22 protein-coding genes are annotated in these 24,476 nt (G+C 54.4%); 6 read left to right on the forward strand and 16 right to left on the reverse strand.

Annotation, left to right across the window (positions count from 1 at the left end):
* Window positions 1-40 precede the first annotated feature (40 nt).
* Together B1C80_RS17145 and serS are read left to right on the forward strand one after the other, a co-directional pair.
* A complete protein-coding gene (locus tag B1C80_RS17145; RefSeq protein WP_077922407.1) occupies window positions 41-1,378 on the forward strand; it encodes an aspartate kinase in 1,338 nt (445 codons plus the stop codon).
* Between the two features lie 118 nt (window positions 1,379-1,496).
* On the forward strand, window positions 1,497-2,768 hold the full coding sequence (serS, locus tag B1C80_RS17150; protein WP_077922408.1) for a serine--tRNA ligase: 1,272 nt from the start codon (window positions 1,497-1,499) through the stop codon (window positions 2,766-2,768).
* 324 nt (window positions 2,769-3,092) lie between these two features.
* Here serS and B1C80_RS17155 read toward each other — a convergent pair whose 3' ends face one another.
* Together B1C80_RS17155 and B1C80_RS17160 are read right to left on the reverse strand one after the other, a co-directional pair.
* Window positions 3,093-3,368 carry a hypothetical protein gene (locus tag B1C80_RS17155; RefSeq protein WP_077922409.1) on the reverse strand — a complete coding sequence of 92 codons (276 nt, stop codon included), beginning with the start codon at window positions 3,366-3,368 and terminating at the stop codon, window positions 3,093-3,095.
* 78 nt (window positions 3,369-3,446) lie between these two features.
* Window positions 3,447-4,724, reverse strand: a complete 1,278-nt coding sequence (locus tag B1C80_RS17160; protein ID WP_077922410.1) for a DUF349 domain-containing protein — start codon at window positions 4,722-4,724, stop codon at window positions 3,447-3,449.
* 74 nt (window positions 4,725-4,798) lie between these two features.
* On the opposite strand from B1C80_RS17160, the gene ettA reads away from it, so the two are divergent.
* A complete protein-coding gene (gene ettA, locus B1C80_RS17165) occupies window positions 4,799-6,466 on the forward strand; it encodes an energy-dependent translational throttle protein EttA (RefSeq protein ID WP_077922411.1) in 1,668 nt (555 codons plus the stop codon).
* A gap of 280 nt (window positions 6,467-6,746) precedes the next feature.
* Here the strand turns inward: ettA and B1C80_RS17175 are convergent, their stop codons facing one another.
* Window positions 6,747-7,328, reverse strand: a complete 582-nt coding sequence (locus B1C80_RS17175; protein ID WP_236648816.1) for a Uma2 family endonuclease — start codon at window positions 7,326-7,328, stop codon at window positions 6,747-6,749.
* Window positions 7,329-7,405: 77 nt separating this feature from the next.
* Between B1C80_RS17175 and B1C80_RS17180 the strand changes: the two genes are divergently transcribed.
* Window positions 7,406-8,227, forward strand: coding sequence for an aminotransferase class IV (locus B1C80_RS17180; protein WP_077922413.1), 822 nt, complete (start codon window positions 7,406-7,408; stop codon window positions 8,225-8,227).
* Between the two features lie 11 nt (window positions 8,228-8,238).
* Here the strand turns inward: B1C80_RS17180 and bioD are convergent, their stop codons facing one another.
* The 3 genes from bioD to B1C80_RS17195 all read right to left on the reverse strand — a co-directional run bounded on the left by bioD (window position 8,239) and on the right by B1C80_RS17195 (window position 11,248).
* On the reverse strand, window positions 8,239-8,877 hold the full coding sequence (bioD, locus tag B1C80_RS17185; RefSeq protein WP_077922414.1) for a dethiobiotin synthase: 639 nt from the start codon (window positions 8,875-8,877) through the stop codon (window positions 8,239-8,241).
* Window positions 8,870-10,033 carry an 8-amino-7-oxononanoate synthase gene (locus B1C80_RS17190; RefSeq protein ID WP_077922415.1) on the reverse strand — a complete coding sequence of 388 codons (1,164 nt, stop codon included), beginning with the start codon at window positions 10,031-10,033 and terminating at the stop codon, window positions 8,870-8,872. Before B1C80_RS17190 ends, bioD begins: the two co-directional genes overlap by 8 nt.
* A gap of 183 nt (window positions 10,034-10,216) precedes the next feature.
* Complete coding sequence (locus B1C80_RS17195) at window positions 10,217-11,248, reverse strand: zinc-binding dehydrogenase (protein ID WP_077922416.1); 1,032 nt, start codon at window positions 11,246-11,248, stop codon at window positions 10,217-10,219.
* Between the two features lie 74 nt (window positions 11,249-11,322).
* Between B1C80_RS17195 and ybeY the strand changes: the two genes are divergently transcribed.
* Window positions 11,323-11,736 carry an rRNA maturation RNase YbeY gene (ybeY, locus tag B1C80_RS17200; protein WP_077922493.1) on the forward strand — a complete coding sequence of 138 codons (414 nt, stop codon included), beginning with the start codon at window positions 11,323-11,325 and terminating at the stop codon, window positions 11,734-11,736.
* A gap of 58 nt (window positions 11,737-11,794) precedes the next feature.
* On the forward strand, window positions 11,795-12,127 hold the full coding sequence (locus B1C80_RS17205; RefSeq protein ID WP_077922417.1) for a YegP family protein: 333 nt from the start codon (window positions 11,795-11,797) through the stop codon (window positions 12,125-12,127).
* Window positions 12,128-12,214: 87 nt separating this feature from the next.
* On the opposite strand, the gene B1C80_RS17210 is transcribed toward B1C80_RS17205, so the two are convergent.
* From B1C80_RS17210 to B1C80_RS17255, 10 genes are all read right to left on the reverse strand, one after another.
* The gene (locus B1C80_RS17210; protein ID WP_077922418.1) at window positions 12,215-12,976 is read right to left on the reverse strand and encodes an SDR family NAD(P)-dependent oxidoreductase; all 762 of its coding nucleotides are present in this window, start codon (window positions 12,974-12,976) and stop codon (window positions 12,215-12,217) included.
* A 192-nt stretch (window positions 12,977-13,168) separates the two neighbouring features.
* Window positions 13,169-13,561 carry a hypothetical protein gene (locus B1C80_RS17215; protein ID WP_077922419.1) on the reverse strand — a complete coding sequence of 131 codons (393 nt, stop codon included), beginning with the start codon at window positions 13,559-13,561 and terminating at the stop codon, window positions 13,169-13,171.
* A gap of 71 nt (window positions 13,562-13,632) precedes the next feature.
* Window positions 13,633-13,887 carry a hypothetical protein gene (locus B1C80_RS17220; protein ID WP_077922420.1) on the reverse strand — a complete coding sequence of 85 codons (255 nt, stop codon included), beginning with the start codon at window positions 13,885-13,887 and terminating at the stop codon, window positions 13,633-13,635.
* Window positions 13,888-13,979: 92 nt separating this feature from the next.
* Window positions 13,980-15,116: a hypothetical protein gene (locus B1C80_RS17225; protein ID WP_077922421.1), complete on the reverse strand. Its 1,137-nt coding sequence runs from the start codon at window positions 15,114-15,116 to the stop codon at window positions 13,980-13,982.
* Between the two features lie 3 nt (window positions 15,117-15,119).
* Window positions 15,120-18,035, reverse strand: a complete 2,916-nt coding sequence (locus tag B1C80_RS17230; RefSeq protein ID WP_077922422.1) for an NHLP bacteriocin export ABC transporter permease/ATPase subunit — start codon at window positions 18,033-18,035, stop codon at window positions 15,120-15,122.
* 20 nt (window positions 18,036-18,055) lie between these two features.
* Window positions 18,056-20,248: an NHLP family bacteriocin export ABC transporter peptidase/permease/ATPase subunit gene (locus tag B1C80_RS17235; protein ID WP_077922423.1), complete on the reverse strand. Its 2,193-nt coding sequence runs from the start codon at window positions 20,246-20,248 to the stop codon at window positions 18,056-18,058.
* A gap of 14 nt (window positions 20,249-20,262) precedes the next feature.
* Entirely contained in the window at window positions 20,263-21,525 is a 1,263-nt protein-coding gene (locus B1C80_RS17240) for an NHLP bacteriocin system secretion protein (protein ID WP_077922424.1), read from the reverse strand.
* Between the two features lie 4 nt (window positions 21,526-21,529).
* Window positions 21,530-23,101, reverse strand: coding sequence for a TolC family protein (locus tag B1C80_RS17245; RefSeq protein ID WP_077922425.1), 1,572 nt, complete (start codon window positions 23,099-23,101; stop codon window positions 21,530-21,532).
* Window positions 23,102-23,121: 20 nt separating this feature from the next.
* Entirely contained in the window at window positions 23,122-23,643 is a 522-nt protein-coding gene (locus B1C80_RS17250; protein WP_077922426.1) for a cyclic nucleotide-binding domain-containing protein, read from the reverse strand.
* 120 nt (window positions 23,644-23,763) lie between these two features.
* Window positions 23,764-24,417, reverse strand: coding sequence for a helix-turn-helix transcriptional regulator (locus tag B1C80_RS17255; protein WP_077922427.1), 654 nt, complete (start codon window positions 24,415-24,417; stop codon window positions 23,764-23,766).
* Window positions 24,418-24,476: the final 59 nt, after the last annotated feature.

Raw genomic sequence — 24,476 nt, forward strand, 5'->3', positions numbered from 1 at the left:
CTCCACTCAATCACTAATTCACTAATCCCTGAATAAGCAAATGCACGTCTGGAAATTTGGCGGAACGTCGGTGGGAAAGCCCGACCGTATGCAATCGATCCGCCACCTGATCACCGCCGACGATACCCGTAAAATCGTCGTTCTGTCGGCTCTGTCCGGTTCTACCAACGCCCTGCTGGCCATCGGCGAATCGCTCAAGGCGAACAACGATACCGAAGCCAACACCCAGATTGACGCGCTCAAACGGCATTACGATGCGTTTGTGGGCGAGTTGTACAAGACCGAAGCCGGCCGGGCAGCCGGGCAGCAGGTGATCGAGACGGAGTTCTCGTTTATCCGGTCGCTGACCCGCATCAAACCGTTCACGCTGAAGCAGGAAAAAGAGCTGGTGGCCGAAGGAGAGCTGTTGAGTACGCAGCTGTTTCAGGCTTATCTGAACGAAGAAGGCGTAGCCTCGACCTTACTGCCCGCCCTCGAATTCATGCGGATCGACGCCGACAACGAGCCCGAAATTCAGTATACCGAGCAGCGCCTGGCCGATATGCTGCCCGCTCATGCCGACAAGCAGATCATCGTTACGCAGGGGTTCATCTGCCGAAACCCACGGGGCGAAGTCGATAACCTCAAACGCGGGGGCTCCGACTATACCGCGTCGCTGATTGGGGGGGCCATCCGTGCCGAAGAAATCCAGATCTGGACCGACATCGACGGGATGCACAACAACGATCCGCGTATCGTCAGGAACACCTTCCCGGTTCGGGAACTGACCTTCGACGAAGCCGCCGAGCTGGCCTATTTCGGGGCTAAAATCCTGCACCCGTCTACCATTACGCCAGCCCGGATGTTTGGCGTTCCGGTTCGGCTGAAGAACACCATGGACCCGGCGGCCCCCGGTACCCTTATTGCCGACCGGACCGACGGGGCGGCTCAGCAGCAGGTCTTCAAAGCTATCGCGGCCAAAGATGGTATCACGGCGCTGTACATCCACTCGACCCGTATGCTCAACGCCTACGGCTTCCTGCGCCGGATTTTCGAGATCTTCGAGAAGTACAAAACGCCCGTCGACATGCTGGCGACTTCCGAAGTGTCGGTATCGGTGACGATCGATAATACGGATCGGATTGATGAGATCAAGGCCGAGCTGAGCACCTTCTGCGAGCTGGAAGAACCTGATTACGACCAGACTATCATCTGCATTGTCGGTAACTTCAGCGCCGACAACGAAGGCGTAGCGGTTCGGGTGTTCAACGCGATGCAGAACATTCCTATCCGGATGATCTCCTATGGCGGCACCGAAAGCAATCTATCGCTGCTGGTGCATGGCCGCTACAAAGCCCAGGCCCTCAACGCCCTCAACGAAGGGTTATTTTCAGTATAGTTACCCCCAAACCAGTCGCCCAACGATTGATTGAGGGTACGTACTGACCCACGATACTATAAAAACTCAACCGGTCGCTGAAAGATCGGCTGGGTTTGCACCAGACCAACACGAACCAATGCTTCAACTCACCTTCATCCGCGAAAACAAGGACCTGACCCTGGCCGGCCTGCGCAAACGTCACTTTGCCAATGCCGACGCCATCATTGAGCAGGTGCTGAGCCTGGATCAGAAACGGCGGGATACCCAGCGCGATCTCGACGATACGCTGGCCCGGTCGAACGCCAAAGCCAAAGAAATCGGGGCGCTCATGAAAACGGGCGACAAAGCGGCTGCCGACGCGGCCAAAGCCGAAACCGCCGAACTGAAAGTGCGTTCGAAAGACCTGGAAGAGGTTTTGCGCACGACCGAACAGCAGCTAGAGGAGGTGCTGGTTACCATTCCTAATATTCCCCACAGCAGCGTTCCCGAAGGCCGCACTCCCGACGATAACGAGGTCGTGCTCGAACACGGCAACAAACCCGATCTTCCTGCCGATGCGCAACCCCACTGGGACCTGATCAAAAAGTACGACATCATTGACTTCGAGCTGGGCGTCAAGATTGCCGGAGCGGGTTTCCCGGTATACAAGGGCAAAGGCGCCCGTATTCAGCGGGCGCTGATTAACTTCTTCCTCGACGAAGCGTTGAAAGCGGGCTACGTAGAAGTACAGCCCCCCATTGTGGTTAATGAAGACTCGGGCTTCGGTACGGGTCAGCTCCCCGATAAGGAGGGGCAGATGTATTACGTTACCGAAGATAAGCTGTATCTGATTCCGACGGCCGAAGTGCCGATCACCAACCTCTACCGCGATGTTATTCTGCCCGAAAGCCAGCTGCCGGTTCGGAACGTAGGGTATACGCCCTGTTTCCGGCGCGAAGCGGGGTCGTGGGGCGCTCACGTGCGGGGCCTGAACCGCTTGCACCAGTTCGATAAAGTAGAAATTGTCCGGATCGAACGGCCCGACCAGTCGTATGCCGCTCTGGAAGAGATGAGCCTGCACGTACAGTCGCTGCTTCAAAAGCTCGAACTGCCCTACCGCGTTCTCCGGCTCTGCGGGGGCGATATGGGCTTTACCTCGGCGCTCACGTATGATATGGAAGTGTGGTCGGCGGCTCAACAACGGTGGCTGGAGGTCAGTTCGGTCTCTAACTTCGAAACCTACCAGGCTAACCGGCTCAAGCTTCGCTCCAGGCTGGATGGCAAGATGCAGCTGATGCATACCCTGAACGGGTCGGCGCTGGCCCTACCCCGTATTCTGGCTTCGATTCTGGAGAACAACCAGACTCCCGACGGCATTCGGATTCCGCAGGCGCTGGTACCGTATTGCGGTTTTGATGTGATCAATTAAATAGCCGCTGTTCCAAACGACTACATACCATCCCCGGCATCGATGTCGGGGATTTTTTATGGGGGAATAATGACCGGGTTGGGAATGATCACCCGGCATAAATGCCGGGTAACCCCCGGAAAGAACACACCGGCATGAATGCCGGCGCTAATCATGAACCTAACCCCATGTAGAAATCTGCCCAACACCACCAATGAATAGCCCCGGCATTCATGCCAGGGCAACGCCAACCCTCTCTGTAAAACCTACTCCAAACCACCAATGAATAGCCCCGGCATTCATACCGGGGCAACGCGCGGAGCAACCTATCACATATGGGGGCTCTTAACAACTACACGAGTAATCGTCGTAGCCCGGGTATCTGGGCGAAAGATGGCCGTCGATGCGGATAACGCGATCGAGCGGAATTTGCTCGCCGGTAGCCAGTTCGAGGTGATCGTTACCATCGATCGACACGATAGCTTTGGTCATGGCATCGGTGCGGATAAATTCGCGGAGGTCGGTGAAATAGTCGAGCCGAACAAATTTGTTGAGCGGGATCAACGCCCGAAACTCGGCGTCGGTCAGCGTAGTGTCGGATTGATTCAATGTCGTTTCCATACCCTTACAACAAAGCGTCTAAACGAAACGTGCCCCGTCAGATGGCGGGGCACGTTTCATTCAAACACTTGTCAGCAATCAATAACCGACGGATTCCAGTTGCTTCTGAAACTCCTTCAGAATGGTCTCCTTCATGGCAATCTTGCGTTTCTGGGTATTGATCTTGTTAAGTACCTGCTTGTCGGCGTCGTTATTCGGGTCGAGCCCATCGGCATCCTGAAGCGCGAATTGCAGATCGCTTTTTTCGCGTTTGATCAGGTATTCCATCTCCCGAATCTTGGTCCGGATCTGTTCGGCCTGGCTCTTGAGTTCAAAAGCCGGGTACTTGCGGGCCAGCACGCGCCCCAGGTAGCTCAGCTCGAAGATTTTGTCGCAGGCCGCCCGGAAGCGTTCGTTCAGTACTTTATCCTGCATCTTGAACGGCACCCGAATTTCTTTCCAGCTGTTGAGGAGCACCTTGGCCCGCTCGGCAGCGGCAAAAATATCGCTCTGCTTCGACAGCTTTTCGGCTTCGTCGGCCATTTTCATCTGAGCCTCGATGCGCGGGTCGATCTTCTTCTCAATCACAATGCCCTTCGCGTCGTTGTACTTCGCGTAGAACATGGTTGTTGCCTTCTTGAACTGCTTGTACAGCTTTCCGCTCTTCTTGATCGGCACTTCTCCTACCTGTTTCCAGGCATTGTTGAGCCGTCGTACTTCCTGGAAAGCCGCATCCAGATCGCCCAGGCGGTTGGCCCGGAACGCCAGCCGGATCAGCTCGTCATACTTATCGAGCCGCTCCTGAATGATCTTGTTCTGTTCGTTGAAGAACTCGCGCCGACGCGTGAAGAACCCATCGAGCAGTGCCTGAAACTGGGCCTCGATATCGGCATCGACGGCTTTGTCGACCGGACCGGTTTTGATCCATTTGGTTTTTATTTCCTGCAGGGCATCGGCCGTTGGGCGCCAGTCGGTGCTGTCGACGATGGCTTCAGCTTCGGCAATCAGCGCCCGTTTAATCTCCAGGTTTTTGAGCTGATTAACCGTAATCAATCCGTTCAGAATCTCCTCCTGCGCGTCGAGTCGGTCGAGCAGGGGCGGAAAATCGCCGAGCGCATCGAAATTGATCAGTTTTTTTCGAAGCTGAACCAGTTTAGTCAGGTACGACCCTTTGTTCTGAGCCTCTTCAATGTCTTTCTCTAACTGACTGACTTTGTTCTCGGCAATGATGAAGCGATTCTTGAAATAATCGAGCGCTTCCTGCTCGGTTCGTTTGACTTCGCCGATCTGGCGGTCTTCGTAATTCAGGTAGCCTTTTAAAAATACCTTTCCGTCTTTGACGTAACCGTATTCATCTACCAGTGAAGCGTTTTCCATTCCTATGCTTGGTTAAGGCTGCGCTGTGGGTTAATTTTGAGAGTAATTGCCAACCACAAATCTATTAGAAATTAATGAGTCAGGAAACCATAATATTCTCTATGGCGGGCGTGAGTAAAAATATTCCGCCCAACCGACAAATCCTAAAGAACATATACCTTTCCTTTTTTTACGGCGCTAAAATCGGTGTTTTGGGGCTAAACGGATCGGGTAAATCCACCTTGCTGCGCATCATTGCGGGCATCGATAAGAGCTATACCGGCGAGGTTGTTTTCTCGCCCGGCTACTCGGTTGGCATGCTCGAACAGGAGCCCAAATTCACCCCCGGCAAGACCGTATTGGAGGTCGTTCAGGAAGGCGTTCAGGAAGTCGTAAACCTGCTCAAAGAGTTCGACGAAATCAACGAAGCCTTCGGCGACCCGGATGCCGACTTCGATGTGTTGATGGCCCGCCAGGCCGAAGTTCAGGAAAAACTGGACCACCACGAAGCCTGGGAACTGGACCAGCGGCTCGAACGGGCCATGGACGCCCTGCGCTGCCCCCCGCCCGATGCGCTGATCGACAACCTGTCGGGTGGTGAAAAACGGCGGGTAGCGCTTTGCCGCCTGCTGCTGCAACAGCCCGACGTGCTGCTGCTCGACGAGCCGACCAACCACCTCGACGCCGAGTCGGTACTCTGGCTCGAAGAACACCTGCGTCAGTATAAAGGAACGGTTATTGCCGTAACCCACGACCGGTATTTTCTTGATAACGTAGCCGGCTGGATTCTGGAGCTCGACCGGGGCGAAGGCATCCCCTGGAAAGGTAACTATTCGTCGTGGCTCGATCAGAAACAACAGCGGTTAGCCAAAGAAGAAAAGTCGGAGTCAAAACGGCAAAAAACGCTGCAACGCGAACTGGAATGGGTACGCATGGCCCCCAAAGCGCGACAGGCCAAGTCGAAAGCACGACTCGGCGCTTACGAGCGACTGCTGGATGAAGACAACCGCCAGAAAGAAGAACGGCTCGAAATCTTTATTCCATCGGGTCCGCGACTGGGCGCTAAAGTGATCGAGGCCGAAGAGGTAGCCAAAGCCTACGGCGACCGGCTGCTGTTCGAACACCTCGGCTTCCGGCTTCCCCAGGGCGGTATTGTCGGTATCATTGGGCCCAACGGCGCGGGTAAAACCACCCTGTTCAAACTCATCACGGGCCGCGAAAAACCCGATGCCGGCAGTTTCGATGTGGGCGAAACCGTGAAAGTAGCCTACGTTGATCAGGAGCATGACGGCCTCGACCCCAATAAGACCGTTTATGAAACCATTTCGGGTGGGAACGAATGGATTATGCTGGGTGGTAAACAAAGCAACGCCCGCGCTTACGTGAGCCGCTTCAACTTTGCCGGCGCCGATCAGGAAAAGAAGATTGGTACCCTGTCGGGTGGCGAACGAAACCGCGTTCACCTGGCCATGATTCTGAAAGAAGGCGCGAACCTACTGCTGCTCGATGAGCCAACCAACGACCTCGACGTCAACACGTTGCGGGCGCTGGAAGAAGGCCTCGAAAACTTTGCCGGCTGCGCCGTGGTCATCAGCCACGACCGCTGGTTCCTGGACCGGATTGCCACCCATATTCTGGCCTTCGAGGGCGACTCGCAGGTATACTGGTTTGAGGGTAATTTCTCGGAATACGAAGAAAACCGGCGGAAGCGACTCGGTACCGAAGCCACACCAACCCGCATCAAGTATAAGAAACTGGCGTAGGTTGGCCAATGGCCATGCACATCATTTCGGTTAGCACCCTAAAGGCGTTCTGGGAGAAACACCCAGACGCCGAAGGGGCGCTTAGGGCCTAGCACATCGAGCTAAAGAAGCAAGCAAACAATGGCCATCAGACCATTACAAACAGAATCTGATTATCAGGATTGATACACTGATTGACTGCCCTGATGACAGCGAACAAGCTGGATGTATTGTCTATTTCGGTGGAAAACTTATTATTCCTATGACAATAAAAGCTGTCATAATGTAGCTCAATCTGTTTTTACACGATTACCCCCTTCGACCGCAGTAAGAGGTTCAATTCAAACGCACAACCCGGCAGTATCTCAACAGCATCGTCCCAGTTGGTTAGTATCCAGCGCTCGTTAGGTTGTGCAATGAGGGTTCGGCGGGTTTTGGTCAATATCCAGATCACTTTCTGCGCGCCAAAATCGAGCAGTTTTTGCGTTTTATCGTATACATATTCGGTTTCGCTGACATTGTTCGGAAGATCAATTTTTACATCAACTTCAATAACAAGGCGGGGCGGCACTGAAAAATATTTATCATCTAAGGGCGTTGGCAAACTGGCCTGGTCGAATACTGCAATATCGTTGGAAAGGTTATTGCCCGGTGCCAGATGAAGCCCCGGTTCATTCGTTGCAATCAGGTATTCGTCGAACGGCAGGTATTTGTACAAAACATGTATCAGCAAAGACACAATCGCCGACTGTAAGGCACTGGCGCCCATAACTTCTTCTGTGGTTTTTTGACGCGACAGTACGGCCCGGTAGCCCCGATAGTAGTAGGGCACACCGTTTATTTCTTCGTAAATCAGCGAAGCAGGGACCTTGCGGTCAGTCAACGAATTACGAGCCGTTGTCCGGGGTGTTACGCTCATTTGCCGTACTTTTGGTTTTTGGTAAAGATAATTGATTTCTTATGCATTACGGCTACTTCAACGGCACCGTTGCCCCCACCGACCAACTCGCCATTGGCGTTACCGACCTTAGCCTGCTGCGCGGCTACGGCCTCTTCGACTATTTCCTGACGTATAACGGGCGGCCGTTTCAGTGGGACTGGTACTGGGAGCGTTTTCAGAACTCGGCCAGCCGGATGCACCTGCCGCTACCGCTCTGCAAAGAAGAAATCTATGCCGTCGTGATGAACCTGATCGAGCGTAACGGCGGTGCCGACGTGGCGGTGCGGTTCGTGATGACGGGCGGTTACTCGGCCGACAGCATTTCCATCGAGCAACCCAACCTGCTGATCCTGACGGAGGCCATTCATCCCGTGCCGCCGGTGCAGTATGAGCAGGGGATCAAGGTGATTCTGGACGAGTACGTTCGGGAGATGGCCGAGGTAAAAAGTACCGACTACAAGCGGGTGATCCTGATGGCCGAAGCCATTCGGGCCGCGGGGGCGTCGGATCTGCTTTACCAGAAAGGGGGCGAAATCAGCGAACTGAGCCGGAGCAATTTCTTTCTGGTCAAAGGCGAAAAGATCGTTACGCCAAACCGGCATATTCTGCACGGCATCACCCGCCGAACCGTTATCGGCATTGCACAGGCCGATTTCAGGGTCGAAGAACGCCCGGTGCTGCTGTCAGAGCTCTACGATGCCGAAGAAGCCTTTACGACCAGCTCTACCAAAAAAATTCTGCCTATCACCCAGATCGGCGACCTCACCATCGGCGATGGCAAGGTCGGTCCGAAGAGTAAGTTTCTGCTCGAACGCTTCGATGAGCTGATTGCGGGCTGGTAAACACCCCCTGGCTACGCGGTTTCGAGCGCCTGGTTCAGCCTTAAAGAAGCCGCATACCGCCTTATTACGTCGGGGGTAATCTCCTCTTCCTGACCGATGCGGCCCAGGCAGGCCAGACCCGTGTAGTTCAGAATAAAAGTTTCGGTAGCGGGCGTTTTTGGCCCGTTAAACAAGATGCCCAGCAGCGGAATCTGACGACTGCGGCACGCTTCGACCGAGAGCAGGGTATGGTTGATGCTCCCCAGATAATTCCGCGACACCAGCACCACCGGTAAGCCCGATTGCTGTACCCAGTCGATGGTCAGGTCGCGGTCGTTGAGGGGTACCATCAGACCACCAGCCAGCTCGACAACCAGCGCATTATTGGTTTGCGGCAGCTGAATAGCGGCCAGATCGATTGTCACGCCATCAATGGCCGCAGCGGCATGGGGCGACAGCGGCTCCTTCAGCCGGTAGGCTTCCGGATGAAACCGCGACACCGGATTGCTGATGAGCCGCCGAACGGTTTCGGTGTCGGAGTCTTCGAGCGCGCCCGATTGTACGGGTTTCCAGTAATCGGCCTGTAAGGCTTCGACCAGTACGGCTGACGCTACGGTTTTGCCGATTTCGGTACCGATACCGGCCACGATGAACTGATTGAACTTACTCATAGAGTTGGGTTGATTGAAGTATTCGAATGAGTCGATCTATTTCGGCCGTTGTGTTAAAGGCATGTATACAGATCCGAAGCCGCTCCTGCCCCACCGGAACCGTTGGACTGAGAATGGCCCGAACGTCGAAACCGGCCTGCTGAGCGGTCTGAGCGGTATATCGGGCGGCCTCGTTGCCCGGAACAATCAGGCACTGGATCGGCGACGTGCTGTTAGTCCAGATCGCCCCCGACAGCGCCGACGCAACGCCCGCCCGAAAATGCCGGATCTGGTTATGAAGCAGGTCGCGCTGTTCTGCCGACGCCAGCAGGTGCCGGTGGGCTTGCTGAATAGCCAGCAGACTGGGGGGCGGCAGCGCAGTGGTATAGATAAACGACCGGGCAAAGTTGATCAGGTAGTTGCGCAGCACCAACGGACCAACCACAGCGGCCCCGTGGACGCCGAGCGCTTTCCCGAACGTATGTACCCGCGCCAGCACCCGATTCTGCAGGTTGAGCGCCACCACCAGCCCTTCCCCGTTGGGTCCGTAAACACCCGTGGCATGGGCTTCGTCAACGAGCAGGGCCGCCCCGTAGCGGTCGCAGAGATCGCAGAGGTCGGCCAGTGGCGCCAGATCCCCATCCATCGAATATACCGACTCGACCGCTACGAAAACCTGTCCTGGCCGGCTGCTGGCCAGCTGTAATTTTTCGGCCAGATCGGCCAGGTCGTTGTGGCGAAACCGGTCGCGGGTAGCGTAGCTCAGCCGCGACCCATCGATCATGCTGGCATGGATCAGCTCGTCGGTCAGGAGGGTATCGCCCCGTTGTGGCAGGCAGGCCATCAGGCCCAGGTTTGCGTCGTAGCCCGAGTTAAAGATCAGAGCAGACTCGGTATGATAAAAACTGGCCAGCTCCTGTTCGAGCGCGTCGACCAGCTCCGTTTGTCCGGCCAGGAGCCGGGAGCCGGTGGCGCCGGTACGCAATTCCGGGAGGTTAGCATCGGCCCGTCGGATAGACTCGCGCAGGCTGGGCAGACGCGCAAAGCCCAGGTAATCGTTCGAGCAGAAGTCGATCAGCCCATCGGTAGCACGCACCTGCCGTAGCAGGCCGGCCTGCGTTCGTTCGGCCAGCCGACGACCCAGTAAATCCGGTACGGACGGTGTCAAATCGATCATGGCCACAAAGGTAAAATAGGAAGACGGGTCTTTGCCCGAAACCGATGGACTTTCGCGATAATGTGCATAACTCCCTACTTATCCACAGCAATCGTGTGGATAAGTAGGAAACCTGGATTTTATTTACTGCAGAAAGGGAGTTAACGGACCGTTTTTCCCAAAACAACTCTATAGATCAAGTAGTTACTCGCTCACCTTCAGCACCAGCTTACCGAACTGTTTCCCGTCGTTCATCTTCTGAAATGCGCCCGCAGCATCGGTCAGTGGAAACACCTCATCGACCACCGGCACGATTCCTTTTTCCGATACAAACCGGACCATGGCGCCGAACTCCGCTTCGGTTCCCATCGTGGTTCCGGCGATGTTCAGCTGCTTGAAAAATACTTTAGGCGGCACTACCTCCGTAATCGTTCCGGTAGTGCCGCCGAAGATCGCAATCCGGCCGCCGGGCGCAGCGGCATCGATCAGTTTGGCGAAGCCCGGTCCGCCCGCGCTATCGATGATGACGTTGAAGTAGCCGGCCCGCCCCCCGCCGGTTTGGGTCATGAGCGTTTTTCCCCAGTCGGGTTCGCGGTAGTTGACACCTCCTACCGCCCCCATGGCTTTGGCCCGCTCAATCTTCTCGTCGGCGCCCGACGTGACCCACACCTCGGCGCCGGCCGCTACGGCAAACTGTAGCGCAAACAGAGCAGCCCCTCCGCCAATTCCGGTGATTAGTACTTTCTCCGGGCTTTGAGCCCCGCTGGCGTGCAGACCGGCCCGCGACATCAGAGCCCGCCAGGCGGTAAGTCCGGCCAGCGGGAGCGCAGCCGCCTGCTCGAACGACAGATGGGCCGGTTTGTGATGAATGTACCTGACCGGCACGGCAACGTACTCGGCGTAGGTCCCGTTGGCGGGCATACCCAGGATATGGAAATCGGCTCCGTAATGGGCCGGGTTGGGGCCCCAATGCATCGAACAGTTGATGATCACGTCCTGCCCGCGCCAGACCGGATCGACACCCGCCCCGACTTCGGCAACGACGCCCGCCCCGTCGGAGCCGAGTATGGCCGGCAATTTAATACCAGGGTACAACCCCTGCTGAATAAACACGTCGCGGTGGTTCAGGGCAGCGGCCTGGATCCGGACCAGCACCTCACCAGGCCCGGGGGTAGGCATTGGCGCATCAACGAGCTGGATGGGTTGGTGAGTAGCGGCTAGCTGAAGAGCTTTCATAGGGGTCGAACGATTAGATCGGGCGTATCTTTGCACCAGAAAGGTATGCTATACGTCCCATACCTTGGATGAGCATGATTCGATTTTTTAACGAAGATGTCGACTATACACTGCCGAAGAAGCAGATAACCCGCCAGTGGCTGAAACGGCAGGCCGAGCAGGAAGGCTACGCGCTCGGCGACCTGAACTACATTTTCTGCTCCGATGAACACGTTCTACAGGTAAACCGCGAGTATCTGCAGCACGACTACTATACCGATATCATTACCTTCGACACGAGCGACTCGGACGACCGAATAGAAGGCGACATCTTTATCAGCGTTGACCGGGTGGCCGATAACGCCCGCCAGCTGGGCGTTCCGACGGAGCACGAGATGCGACGGGTACTGGCCCATGGCCTGCTGCATCTGTGCGGCTATGGCGATAAAACCGACGAAGAAGCCGCGGCCATGCGCGCTAAAGAAGACAGCTGGTTAGAAATGTGGTGACAATTGCTTCTTGAACAAGTCAATAGACCCGTCACCACCCACTAACTTCACAATCAACATGGGCAAATTTGTTATTTCGACCCGCAAGAACGGCGAATTTCAGTTCAACCTGAAAGCCACTAATGGTCAGGTCATTCTATCGAGCGAAGGGTACAGTTCGGCCAGCGCCTGCGAAAACGGCATCGAGTCGGTTAAAAAGAACGCACCCGACGATGACCGGTACGAACGCAAGACATCGACCAACGGCAAGTTCTACTTTACCCTGAAAGCCGGCAATGGCCAGGTCATTGGCTCCAGCGAGCTATACGAGAGCGAAAGCGGTCGGGATAACGGCATCGAATCCGTTAAGAAAAACGCGCCCGATGCTGAAGTAGAGAAGGAAGCGGCCTAACCCGCATCAAGCCCACCCCAAAACCGGCGAAGCACGGTGTCGACCCGACCGGCTGCTTCGCCGGTTTTGCTATAAGCAGGCAGCCTGTCAGCCCGCCGTCAGGCCGCCGTCCATGTGCAGGGCCTGGCCGGTATAAAACGAGTTTTCGTCGGAGCAGAGCCACAAAATAGCCTGCGCGATATCGTCGGGCTGGCCAAACCGCCCCAGCGGAATCATGCGTCGCATACGCTCTTCCATGCCGGGGGCCGTATTGATCAGGTCATCGACCATGGCCGAGTGAGTATATACCGGACAGATGGCGTTGACGCGGATACGTTGCCGGACGTATTCGAGCGCTGCGGTCTTGGTCAGGCCGATAACGGCATGTTTGGAAGCGCTGTAGGGCGCCCCCATCGGCATACCCCGTATCCCGGCAATGCTCGACACATTAACGATTGCACCGCCGGGCCTGTCCTGGGCCAGCATCTGCCGAATCTGGTGCTGCATGCCATAAAATACCCCACCTACGTTCACGGCCATCATCTGGTCGAAATCGTCGGGCGTCTGGTCGGTGAAGCGGGCAAACGCCCCGCCGATACCGGCGTTGTTGATGCCGACATCGAGCCGGCCGTAAGTGGCCACCGTTTGCCGGACAGCCGCTTCGATCTGCACCGGATCAGCCACATTACACGCCACGAAGAGCGCATCGCCCCCCGCCCGCTGAATCAGGTCGACGGTTTCGCGGCCGCTGGTTTCGTTAACGTCGGCGACCGCAACCCGGGCGCCTGCTTTTGTAAACGCCAGGGCCGTAGCCCGGCCAATACCCGAACCGGCACCGGTAATGAAAACAATCTGATCGGTAAACTTCACGGAAGTATGTGGGCAAAGTCCTGAATAGTCAGGGCTAAAGTAAAGTTATTTTATCATTCGGGCGTAGGGAACGCTTAAGGAATGAAGCCGCGCGGGCGCTCCGGCCACCTCACCGGTTGGGGCCACGCCTAAACGCCCGCGGTGGCCCGGCCAAAACCGAGCCACCGCGGGCCTGTCAGTCCACCTGTTCGCTTAGGCCAGCACGGCGGCTACCCGAACGTTTCGAACCACTTCATCGCAACTGGCGCAGGCCGTTGCTCCCTGCTGGTGGTACCAGCGACAGCGATCGCGAATGGGGCAGGTTACCAGCGTGGCTTCGGCGTTTCGGTTCATGCCATCGACGATCTTGCCTACCAGTCCGCAGCCCGTAGCTTCGCCGGTCCAGTGGCCGCAGCCGGTTTTGATGCAGTTGCTGGCGAATCGAAACCGCTCTTCGGGCGCCCGCCCCTGCCGCGCGGTTTCTACAAACGTCTTATCGACAGTAATTGGCTCGTCAAGGTATTCAACATGGCCCGATGCATTCTGGATACCGAAGAGTTTGGCACCGGGCTTCGCGATGGCGCTGGGGCAGAGAAGAGAGGCCATAATCCAAGTGGGGGGACAAACCAATCAGGCACCAGCGAAACCGGTTCCGGCTGGTGCCTGATTGGTGTTAGTTATAGTGTGGTTGAGCCAGGGAGCGGCTCATTGATCGGCATAAGACCAATGGGCATAATGCCGATAGGCTCGCCAATAATGATCTTGCCATTTCCGACTTTGAAATCACCCAGCGCACCGCCACTTACGGCATCCAGTACATCGTCGGACAGTTGGCCTTCTTCGTCAATTTGTGCCAGCGACTTCATCAGTTCTTCCTGGTTTGGGGCATCGTTGCGCAGGTCGTTAACCTTGTCGTTGATTGGTTTTTCCATGATTACTATGTAGATTACTAGGTTATAGTTGATTTATTTCGATTCAAATGTCTTCTGACAGCGCCCGAAAAGCTATAATGAGCGGTTGTAGTTCAGTCGTTTTGGTTATACTTCATAACCTCAGCCGATTCCTGATACATTTGCAACAGCCTGTTTGCGCCCTTCACCGAAGCAATGTCTATCAAATCTGTAGTACATAGCGCATCCATCCGGCTCATCTGGTCCTGCGCCGATCGGATCGGCCCCAATGCGGTATCAAATCGGGCAATCGACTCGATAGCCTGTTTGATGAGCGTAGTCAACTGGCTGAACCCTTCGGGTGTCAGGTTGGTATCGCCCAGGTAGTTTTCCAGCCGGGCTCCTTTTCGGTAGGCCGGATAGGCCTCCAGGCCCATAAAGGCCAGCATCCAGTCTTTGCGGTACGTACCGAGGGTTTTACTGATGCCTATGTAATCGGCAATGAGTTCGTCGTGCAGGTTGTTGGTGGCACAGCCGAACCGGCGGAGGGTATAGAGATGCGCGCACTCATGCTCAAGCCGTATCGAAAGCGAGTAGGCTGACCAGGCCGCTTCGGTAAGGCCCAGCCGGTCGGCGGGTACGTTGCTGTACGGCTTTGTGCTAAGCAGAATCAGCTTGTCCTTGTACAGGCCGGGATTGGGCAGCACGTTTTTCGAGAACTCCAGATTCCAGGTTTCGGCCGGGTTCGTACGGAGCCAGCTTCTCTTTAACGCATGGATGCGCTCCCAGTTGTTGAGGCCATTCAACAGCGAGGCCCCCATTGACGACGGCACCGGCATTGGGTTGTTTTTATGCAGAAAGCACTGAACAAGCCTGACAAAATCCTCATTGTCCGGAACGATCAGCACCGGCACGGTACCGATAAGGCTGGCGTGCACCTGCAGACGCACGCGTTCGGGCTGGCTCAGTACAGGCGTATACCCGGCGGTACAGGGCTTCCCTTTCAGGACGGCGTCTATATACTCCTGCGTTTTGTTGATGCCTTCCTGTATCGGAAAGTTGAGCTGGGGGTAGCATGCTTGCAGGAGCTGACATACGTTGCCCTGGCTGGCCAGATGCGCGGCCCAGACAGCCCCGTATGGCTCGTCGACAGCAACCGGTTCGTGACTGATTTCTTTACCGCTAAAGTTGTTCTGGAGATACGCTTCCAGTTCATCCGGTAACGCGATGTGGCTGTTACGCAGGAGCGTGTTCGACGAGGGCGCAGTCATGGATCAGGCGATTTGACGTTTGGCCAGTTGGGCAAACAGCGAGTCCTTCTCCATGAGTTCGTCATAAGTGCCGGATTCAACGATGGTGCCCTTGTCGAGGACGTAAATACGATCGGCATTTTTGATCGTACTCAGCCGGTGGGCAATAATAATCCGGGTAGCCTGGAGTTTATCCAGACTCTGCGATACCAGGCTCTGCGTCCGGTTGTCGAGCGCGCTGGTGGCTTCGTCCATAAAGAGCAGCCGGGGTTTATGCACAATGGCCCGGGCAATCATAAGCCGTTGCCGCTGCCCGCCCGAGAACGTACCGGCGCCTTCGCTCACGACGGTATGCATTTCCATCGGCATGTGCTTGATGTCTTCTTCCATACCCGCCATCCGGGCCGCTTCCCAGGCATCGTCCAGGGTCAACTCCGAGTTGCCGATGATGTTCTGGAAAATACTGCCCGACATCAGCGCGCCGTTTTGCAGCACCACCCCGATCTGCCGACGCACCAGCTCCTTGTTCATCAGCTCAAACGAGTTGCCATCGTAGTAGACAGAGCCCGCTTCGGCCTGTTCGAAGCCCAGCAGCAGCCGCATAATGGTTGACTTGCCCGAACCCGAAGCGCCCACAAAAGCGACCATCTCGCCGGGTTTTATCTTGAAGGTAACGTTGTTGAGAACCAGCGGCTGATCCTCGCGGTAACGGAACGAAACCGAGTTCACTTCGATCTCACCTGCCAGCTCGCCGGGGTCGACACTCTGATCGACCGATTCCGTTTCTGCCTCTAGAATGGGCTTCACCCGTTCATAAAGCGTAACCACATTCAGCGACGTGATCAACGCCATGCTTAGCCGCAGGCTATCGTTCAGAAACTGGTTGAAGGAGGTGATGAAGGCCATAAACACCCCTACCGATAGCATACCCGTTGCGGCATTGGCATTCGAGACGGTGTAATAGAGAAACGAGAAAAAGAAAATATTGGTCAGCAGCGGGTACGACGCATTGAAGACTTCCACAAAATTCTGGTAGGTGCCCGAGTTGAAGCCGAGCTTCTTCAGGGTCGAAAACTTATCAGCCCACAGCGCAAAGACGCGCCGTTCGCCACCCGTTATCCGGATTTTGGTGATCCCCGACAGAAACTCGAAGAGAAAGCCCTGAATTTCACCCTGATAAGTCGATACCTGCCGGTCATATTTCAGCTTAAGCCAGCCTATAGTCACCATAAACGCCCCCGCCAGCAAGCCTAGCCCAACGCCCACCCAGGCCAGGCTGGCATCGTAATAGAACAGTAGAAACAGGTTAACCGATGAGAAGGCCCCACTCAGCACGGCGGTCATCAGGGTGCTGGAAACAATCTGGCGGATGGTATTGACGCTTAATACCCGGTTGGTCAGATCGCCAGCGGTATATTTCTTATAAAACGTTACCGGCAAGCGAAGCATATGATCCATCATGCCGGCCTGCAGGTTGATGCTCGACTTTGATTCGACCCGCAGCTGCAGCGCCCCCGAAACCAACTGCAGACCAGCCTTTACCAAAGCAATCATAACCAGAATGATAAAGACCTCCAGGTGGAGCGATCGATCCGCCGTCGGCACCACCTCATCATACATGGTACCCGACAGCACCGGCACCAGCAACCCGATTACACTACCCGCCAGAGCCGACAACATCAGCCATTTTGCGTCTTTTTCCACCCCTTTGACCGCAAACGCGAGTACCTTTTTTACAGAACTCATCTTGCCATCGAAGCCCGGAAAAAACATGTAGCTGATGGGTTCCAGCGACTGCGCAATCTCGTGGTTGACAATGGCTACCTGACCCGTCGACAGGTCTCTGATCAGGTAGCTGGTGGGGGTTTTCTGCAGGAGCGCAACGGGGGTTTTGTCTTTTTTGGTAAACGCCAGCAGCGGCCCGCATTCTTCCTTCCACCACGTATCCCGGAGAATAATTTTACGGATGCGCAGCTTCGAGCTTTTGGCAATCAGGTGAAGCTGGTTCGTGACGTTATTCTGATGCGACTCAACGTATTTGGGGGCTTCCAGCGAAAAGCCAATCTGGTTCCCGATGAGCTGACATGTTTGAAAAAGAAGGTTCTGCTGGTTTCGTTTGCCCGTCACCTCCGGTCCCTGCCCGCTGCCGTTACCCGCCACGACCGACTTAATTTTGCCCAGTGTCGTTTCCAGGGCCAACTGGTCAGTAACCCGTTTTTCGGACAGGTACGTAATTTCTTCGACCTGCTGCGCGTCGATGATCTGGTTGATCTGCGCGTAGAAATAGGCTTCGAGTTTGCTCAGGGCCAGCAGAAAATAAACCTCTTCCTGCAGGAGCATCTCGCGGGTGCTCAGTACGCGCACGGCGGTATTGTCCGTCAGTGATTTGATCCACAGCTTGTTGGAGGTCGGCGCCAGAAAATCAGGGTACTGCGCATAACTCACCTCCGTAGTCTGGGCAAACAGACTGACCTCGCCCCGCAGCAACTGAATCCAGCTGATGCCCGTAGACGGAAACGCCATGGTGTTGGCTTCCAGCGCTACTTCCTGATACTCGTCCAGCGGTTTGTATACTCGGGGTGCGTTGACGGTACTGACCTCGGAGGAGGTTTTTATGATCCATTTATCGATCATGTTCTTCAGGAAGAAATGATCGACGTTGAGCAGGTCGGCTTTGTCAATGGCCAGTAAGGTAGCCTCGGCGGAGAACGCAATAAGTCGGGTGGTATCGGGGGCTTCGGGGGCTAACAGGCTGAATAATACTTCGCCTTTTTTGGCCGAATACAGAAATTTCAGTCGATTCGTATAGTTTCCCTGTTCATCGATTCTCGTATAGAAAACGTTTACCTCCCCGGACAGCACCAGCCAGAACCGGTCTGAGCTATCGAGCACCAGCGGGTTCTCGGCACAGATATATAGTTTTTCTTTTATAGCTGACATAGATATAGATGTAGTATCGTTTATTTCGTTTCGATCAGGTGGGCGTATACTCCATTTTTCTTGATCAGCTCCTGGTGGGTGCCCCGCTCTACTACTTTACCATATTCCATCACAATAATTTCATCGCAGTCGATGATGGTGCTGAGCCGGTGCGCCACGATCAGGCAGGTACAGCCCCGCTTTTTAATATTATCCATGACAATCTTTTCGGCCGTAGGGTCCAGCGCGCTGGTGGCTTCGTCCATGATCAGGATAGAGGGGTTGGTAGCCAGGGCCCGCGCTATTTCGAGCCGTTGCCGCTGCCCGCCACTGAAGTTGGTTCCGCCTTCTGACACGGCGCTGTCGTAGCCATCTTTCCGAACAGATATGATGTCGTGAATCGCTGCGTCGCGGGCCGACTGTATGATGTGTTTATCGGCAATGGTTGAATCCCAGAAGCTGATGTTTTCTTTCACGGTTCCGTTAAAGACCAGCACCTCCTGATCGATAACAGCTAAGGAGTTAGTGATGATATGCCGTGGAATAGCGCTCTTTGGTTTGCCATCGAACAACACCTCCCCGCTCCAGATCGGGTATAAACCGGACGCGATTTTAGCAACGGTCGATTTGCCACTCCCCGATCCGCCGACGAGCGCCACCCGGCTGCCGGGCTTCACTTTCAGGCTGAAATTTTCAATGAGCGGGGCCATGGTTGTGTTATACCCGAACGTGACGTTTTTCAACTCGAAATAACCGGTCAGCTTGGTATGGATGCCATCTGGCTGGGTCTCGGCCGCACCAGCGCCCGGCCTGAACTGCTCGTCCAGCTCGTAGTTCAACACGTCGTCGATACGGCCCATGTCGCTTTCCGTTTCGTGCAGCATCGTTCCGACAGCAATCAGCTGGTTTACGGGCCCAATAAAGTTGCCCATCAGGTAGGTGAACGATACCAGCGCGCCGAGCGTCATTTCGCCGTCCATGATCCGCAGCGCCCCCAGTCCCAGAATGAATGTGGTCGTCAGGGACGTAATCAGCGGGGGCAGTACGTTGAGCCGGGTGGTGAGCCAGCCCAGTTGCTGCTGCGAATTCATTACCTTGGCCAGGTAGCCAATCCAGTTCGTGAAGAAGTCGTTTTCGCGACCCGATGCCTTCAGCGTTTCGATCATGCTGATACCAGAGGTGGTGGTTCCGAGCAGTTTGCCCGTTTCGTTGCTCAACGTACGACTTCCGTCTTTCCGGGCTCTGGACACGTATCGAAGCGCCACCACATTCAGCCCCGCCATGAAAATACCGATCAGGGTCAGCGGTACGTCATACGAAAACATCAGAAAGGCGTAGAAAATCACGATAATGACGTTCAGTGCTGCGTTGGCCAGATCGCCACTGAGTAGCCGGGCCACTTTGTCGTTGAGCGACACCCGGTTGCCGATCTCCCCACTGTATCGCTGCGTGAAAAACGAAATGGGCAGGTGAAAGACGTGCCAGAGGAATTTGCTGGAGGTGGTCAGGGCGAGTTTGGTTTCCAGCTTCAGGAGGTAGTACTGCTGCAGGTATACCAGCACTGCGTTAATCGTTAATACCCCGCCCATGATCAGCAGCAGGGGCATCACAAAGTCGGCATGGCCGTTGACCAGGTACTTGTCGATAAACACTTTGATGAACGACGGAATCACCAGGCCCGGAATGACCAAAAACAGACTCGCCAGCAGAATATAGGTGATGCTCAGCTTTGAGTTGGAGATCCGGGAAGCCAGCGACGCAGCCAGCCCCCGTTTTTCGTTGCCTTTTTCGAAGCGTTCGTTCGGCTTAAACGTAAGCACCACGCCCGTATAGGCTTCGTCGAACTCGTCGTAGGTGACCGCGTATCGCCCCTGAGCCGGATCGCTGAGGTAGACTTTGTCTTTTGAGAAGCCCTCCAGCACCAGGAAGTGGTTGAAGTTCCAGAAGATGATGGCCGGCATTTCGACCTGCATCAGCTTCTCGACCGACTTGGCGTAGCCTTTGGCATCTAACCCGAACTCACGGGCCGCCTTAATGATATTGGTTGCTTTGAGGCCATCCCGGGATACGCCACAGGCAATCCGCAACTTTTCGAGGGGTACAAATTTGCCGAAATGGCCCAAAATAATGCTCAAAGCAGCTGCGCCACACTCTACACTCTCCATCTGTAGAACGGTGGGCACCTTAACAGGCCGCGCCTGTTTCCCAATGGGAAAAGTTGTATTGGTTGCCATCTCGAAAATCGGTATCAGTATAGATTGAAGAATTTCTTAAATGCCGGAACAACGATCGCAATCGGGTTCTCCTGCTTTATGGTAATCTGACCCATGCAGGAAGTCCCTTCTTTGATAGCGATGTCGGGGCCCTTGGCCGATGTCCACTTGAAGCCACTGTACGACTCATTGTCTTTCTCGAAGACGACATGGACTTCGAAGAGCGGGCCCATCGCTAACAGGCCTTTGGCCAGCTGGTCGTTCTTGACCGACGTCATCATACCCTGCTGGGTAATTGGGAAGTCAGACACGTAGGTAACCCTGCCTTTGATGAACCCGTACTCCTGCGGCTGCACGGTCGATGGCACCACAAACGCTTCCATGTCGCGTTTGATCTTCTTGCCATCCTGCGACGGAATGTAAAGGACTCCCTTCAGGCTGGCCAACTGGCCTTCTTTCTGGTTTTTCAGTTTGAACAGTGGGGTACCCGGCCCAACCATCACGCCCGCGTCGGTGAGTACTTCGACTACCTCGCCATTGTAGGGGCTTTTGATGTTCGACTGCGTATCGTAGCGCTCGGTCAGGAACTGAAGGCTCCGTTCGGCCTCGGCAATCTGCTGCTTTTGGGTCGCCACGCGCTGTTGCATTGAATAGCCCGCATCGTGCTGCCGGTTGGAGACTTCGGCCAGCTGCACTTTCAGCCGTTCGATGGTGTTCTTCGACGCATCAATCTGCTGTTTGGTGTTGGCCACCTGCGCTTTTACGATCAACCCTTTTTCGAAGAGGCCCACCTCCGACTCGAGCTGGTTAGCCAGAAAAGCCAGCTTCTTTTTCTCGGCTTCTATTTCGCCCTGGATACTGACCCGGTTCTGGCTCATCAGCTCCCCTTCCAGCAAGGTGCCTTTGTTGCCGTACGAGATTAGCTTGGTCAGTTCGTATTGGCGCTCCGACAGAGTGGCTTTGGCGTTTTCGATCTGCTGAACCAGCTCCGGCTGCTGCACCGTGGCGATAACAGCGCCCTTCTGTACCTTATCACCGATCCGGACCTGTAGTTTTACCAGTTGTCCCTGCGAGGTGGCCACCACTTCGTGTACTTCGCCACCCAGCACTACTCCGGTTACGTTCAGTTTGGTGCTGACCCGCCCGAAAACCGACCAGCCAATACCCGTAGCGAGCGCGGCAAAAACCACCGACAGCGTGATCCAGGCCTTGGGGCTGGTCACTTTAATCAATTGATCGAGCTTCTCGGGAGTCGACAGCTTTTCCAGGGCTGACTGTCTAAAAAATCCTGCTGCCATGACGTTAATTGTTGTTTGTATCAGGGATGGTATAAAATGCGTTTCTGTCGATCACAAAGCCTTTGTTATCGGGGACCACCAGCGTTCCGGTATCGTGTCTGAGGTTGATGATCGCTCTGGCGAATTGCTGGTAAGCCTGCAGGTAGCGAAGCTGGGCGGCCGTAAGCCGTTCCTGAAACAGGATCAGACTCAGGATGGTCGTCAGGCCCGACTGGAATTTGACCTGCTCGTCTTTGAACACGTCCTGCGTGTAGTTGAGGACTTCTTCGGCTTTCTGGAGGTTTATGACGCTGTTGTCGAGGTAGTTTAGATCGTTATTGACGTCCAGCTCGATAATCCGCTGAATGTTATTGACCACTACGTTCTGGTCGCTGAGGGCCATCTGGCTTTTGACCAGGCTCCCTCTCGCCCAGTTGTTATTAACCGGAAAGGTGAACGTTAATCGGGCACCGGTTCCGATGTTGCGACCTTCGTTGTTCGAGAAGGAGGCCATCACATCGCCCATTCGGTTGCCCGTACTAGCGCTTCCATAGGCCAGAAACCCGGTCAGGTCGAGCTGAGGTTTTGTGTTGTTTTGAGCCAGCACAAACTGCTGCTGCAGAGCCTCATGACCATGCCGGGCGGCCATCAGATCGGCGCGTCGTTCTTTGGCGATTCGGATATAATCAGCTTTGTCGACCCCTTTTCTGAACGCCGATTCGGCAATGGTTGGGAAGTCATTCTCGGGGACGTCGATCAGCAGGCTTTCTTCCGTACTTAACCCGATAACTTTCCCCAGCTGTATTCTGGCGTTATACAGGTCCTGCTGGGCCATGATGGTCAGCTTCTCCTGGTTGGCCAAATCTGACTTGACCTGTATCAGGTCGCCAGCCGGTTTTTTATCGCCTTTTACCAGCTCTTCCGTTACCGACAGTACGTTCCGAATCCGGCTTTCGCTCTGTTTGTAGATTTCCAGGCTCTTGAACGCGGTATAGTAGTTCCAGTAGGCCAGTCCGATTTGCCAGATCTCATACGAGGTCGTATACTCATTACCACTTTTTGCATTCAGCACATAGAGAGAGTTGGCCCGCTCCAGGGCGGTGGTAATGACCCTTCCTTTACCCCGAAGCAACGGCTGGGTCAGCGAGAAATTGATCGTGCTGGTATTATTGCCCAGATAAAGACCAATAGGCTGGTTGAAGCTGTTGACCGGATAATTGTTGTTGGCAAACCCGTAGTTCAGGCTAAACTCGGTTAACTGGCCGGTACGCAGCCGTTTACGTAGCCCTCCCGACAGATTCAGCGCGTTGTTTCGCAGGATGCTGTTCTCCAGCAGGGCGTTTCGGGGATCAGCCCCCGGCAGCCGGTATTGGTTGTTCTGAAACAGCAACTCGGAGAACGAGTTGAGGTCGAACGTGCTCCGCTGAATCTGCAGGTCCGCTTCGGCGCTCCGGATGGCCAGTCCGCTCCGTACGAGCGTGGGGTTCTTATCGAACGCCTTCCGCGAAATCTCGAGTAAGTCGCACCTGACCTGGGCGCACACGTCGCTGGCCAATGCCGTTACGCCTATCAGAATGCCGTATAGACAGTGTCTCATGTGCCGGTAGATTTTCAGTGTTAAACCTCCGAGAATCTATGCAACAGCTTGACGAAGCGCGATCCGGCCTGGGCTACCCCGTCGAGTACATTAGCGTCTACCAAATCTTCGTCATCCGGGTTGCCGAAGCCAAGCTGATCCGTGGTTTTACGGAGTCGGTTGGAGAGGAACAGGGCCAGGGCGTAGTAAAAATTGGCTCTGAATTCAGAATTGGTCAACAGCCGTAGATTGATCTTTTCGCGGGAGATCTGATAAATAACCGACGGGGCCGTAACGATGACCGAAACAGACGGCGGAGTCGATTCCAGAAACGACATTTCTCCCACCACTTCACCGCTTTCGAGCTTGGCGATGCACTCATTGAAATTGTTATTGGCACAGACGGCTAACTGACCCGACAAAACGATATACAAACTGTCGATAGCCTGCCCTTTATTGATCAGCCTATCGCCTGTTTCCAGCGTCAGTTTATTGCCATTCTGAAGCATCCATTCTACATCTCTATCATTAAGATGGCCTAAGAAATACAGTACACGTTTCATAGAATTTATTGATTTATAAAATATAATATTGTGTATAAACAAATGTCTGATTTTAGAGCCAGATAATTATGCCAAAAAGACCGTTATAACTGCCAGGAGACCGGCCTATTTTCCCAAATTTTACCGAAATGAGCCCAATAATTGCTTAGGCGAAATACTATATTGTTCAGCAAAAAGTTTTGAAAAATAATGCACGTCTTTATAGCCAACCGTGTAAGCAACCTGCGAAACAGATTGCTGCACATAACTGTCAATTAATTGCCGGGCTCTATGAAGTCGAAGTATTCTAACGTATTTGTTGGGAGTCAGGAACACCAGGTTTGCTACTTTTCGGTGTAGCTGTCGTTCGCTTACCGCCATCTTATATGACAATTCGTTCAGATCCAGATATTCCTGATTTATATTACCGTATACCTCGCGTTCCAAACCTACCAGCCAATTTTGATCTATTTTTGCTACTTTCTGAGGCTGCAACTCCCCGGTGCACATCTTTCTGACGTTCTCATTCGATTCATAAATATGAAATATATCCGGACGGTCGTGGTAGGTTAAACTTAGTGTGTTTGTTCTGACTTTAGCCAGAATATCTTCTACTATATCGTTTATTTCTTTGCTGCTAGAAAATAGAATTTTTTCAATATTTTTCGGATCACAAGCAGTACTACTTTTACTCACATTTATGATACTCTGCAAAGGGTTTCTGATGTGTTGAGCAAGTTGCTCCAATGCATCAGGCGAGTTCCAGTCAATGGTATTCTTCTTTGCTGTATGCATCGTTGATTAGATAATGTTAGTTATAATTATTTCTACATAAAAAGTTGCAAACCCTATTA

The sequence above is a fragment of the Spirosoma sp. 209 genome (assembly GCF_002006735.1).
Taxonomy (GTDB): Bacteria; Bacteroidota; Bacteroidia; order Cytophagales; family Spirosomataceae; genus Spirosoma; species Spirosoma sordidisoli.

Bases quoted from the DNA above. Each gene is read 5' to 3' on its own strand.
- B1C80_RS17245 (WP_077922425.1), bottom strand. From the start codon at position 23,101: ATGAGACACTGTCTATACGGCATTCTGATAGGCGTAACGGCATTGGCC.
- B1C80_RS17240 (WP_077922424.1), bottom strand. From the start codon at position 21,525: ATGGCAGCAGGATTTTTTAGACAGTCAGCCCTGGAAAAGCTGTCGACT.
- B1C80_RS17155 (WP_077922409.1), bottom strand. From the start codon at position 3,368: ATGGAAACGACATTGAATCAATCCGACACTACGCTGACCGACGCCGAG.
- B1C80_RS17205 (WP_077922417.1), top strand. From the start codon at position 11,795: ATGGGCAAATTTGTTATTTCGACCCGCAAGAACGGCGAATTTCAGTTC.
- B1C80_RS17190 (WP_077922415.1), bottom strand. From the start codon at position 10,033: ATGATCGATTTGACACCGTCCGTACCGGATTTACTGGGTCGTCGGCTG.
- ybeY (WP_077922493.1), top strand. From the start codon at position 11,323: ATGATTCGATTTTTTAACGAAGATGTCGACTATACACTGCCGAAGAAG.
- B1C80_RS17145 (WP_077922407.1), top strand. From the start codon at position 41: ATGCACGTCTGGAAATTTGGCGGAACGTCGGTGGGAAAGCCCGACCGT.
- ettA (WP_077922411.1), top strand. From the start codon at position 4,799: ATGAGTCAGGAAACCATAATATTCTCTATGGCGGGCGTGAGTAAAAAT.
- B1C80_RS17255 (WP_077922427.1), bottom strand. From the start codon at position 24,417: ATGCATACAGCAAAGAAGAATACCATTGACTGGAACTCGCCTGATGCA.
- serS (WP_077922408.1), top strand. From the start codon at position 1,497: ATGCTTCAACTCACCTTCATCCGCGAAAACAAGGACCTGACCCTGGCC.
- B1C80_RS17160 (WP_077922410.1), bottom strand. From the start codon at position 4,724: ATGGAAAACGCTTCACTGGTAGATGAATACGGTTACGTCAAAGACGGA.
- B1C80_RS17180 (WP_077922413.1), top strand. From the start codon at position 7,406: ATGCATTACGGCTACTTCAACGGCACCGTTGCCCCCACCGACCAACTC.
- B1C80_RS17195 (WP_077922416.1), bottom strand. From the start codon at position 11,248: ATGAAAGCTCTTCAGCTAGCCGCTACTCACCAACCCATCCAGCTCGTT.
- B1C80_RS17215 (WP_077922419.1), bottom strand. From the start codon at position 13,561: ATGGCCTCTCTTCTCTGCCCCAGCGCCATCGCGAAGCCCGGTGCCAAA.
- B1C80_RS17230 (WP_077922422.1), bottom strand. From the start codon at position 18,035: ATGTCAGCTATAAAAGAAAAACTATATATCTGTGCCGAGAACCCGCTG.
- B1C80_RS17225 (WP_077922421.1), bottom strand. From the start codon at position 15,116: ATGACTGCGCCCTCGTCGAACACGCTCCTGCGTAACAGCCACATCGCG.
- bioD (WP_077922414.1), bottom strand. From the start codon at position 8,877: ATGAGTAAGTTCAATCAGTTCATCGTGGCCGGTATCGGTACCGAAATC.
- B1C80_RS17235 (WP_077922423.1), bottom strand. From the start codon at position 20,248: ATGGCAACCAATACAACTTTTCCCATTGGGAAACAGGCGCGGCCTGTT.
- B1C80_RS17220 (WP_077922420.1), bottom strand. From the start codon at position 13,887: ATGGAAAAACCAATCAACGACAAGGTTAACGACCTGCGCAACGATGCC.
- B1C80_RS17250 (WP_077922426.1), bottom strand. From the start codon at position 23,643: ATGAAACGTGTACTGTATTTCTTAGGCCATCTTAATGATAGAGATGTA.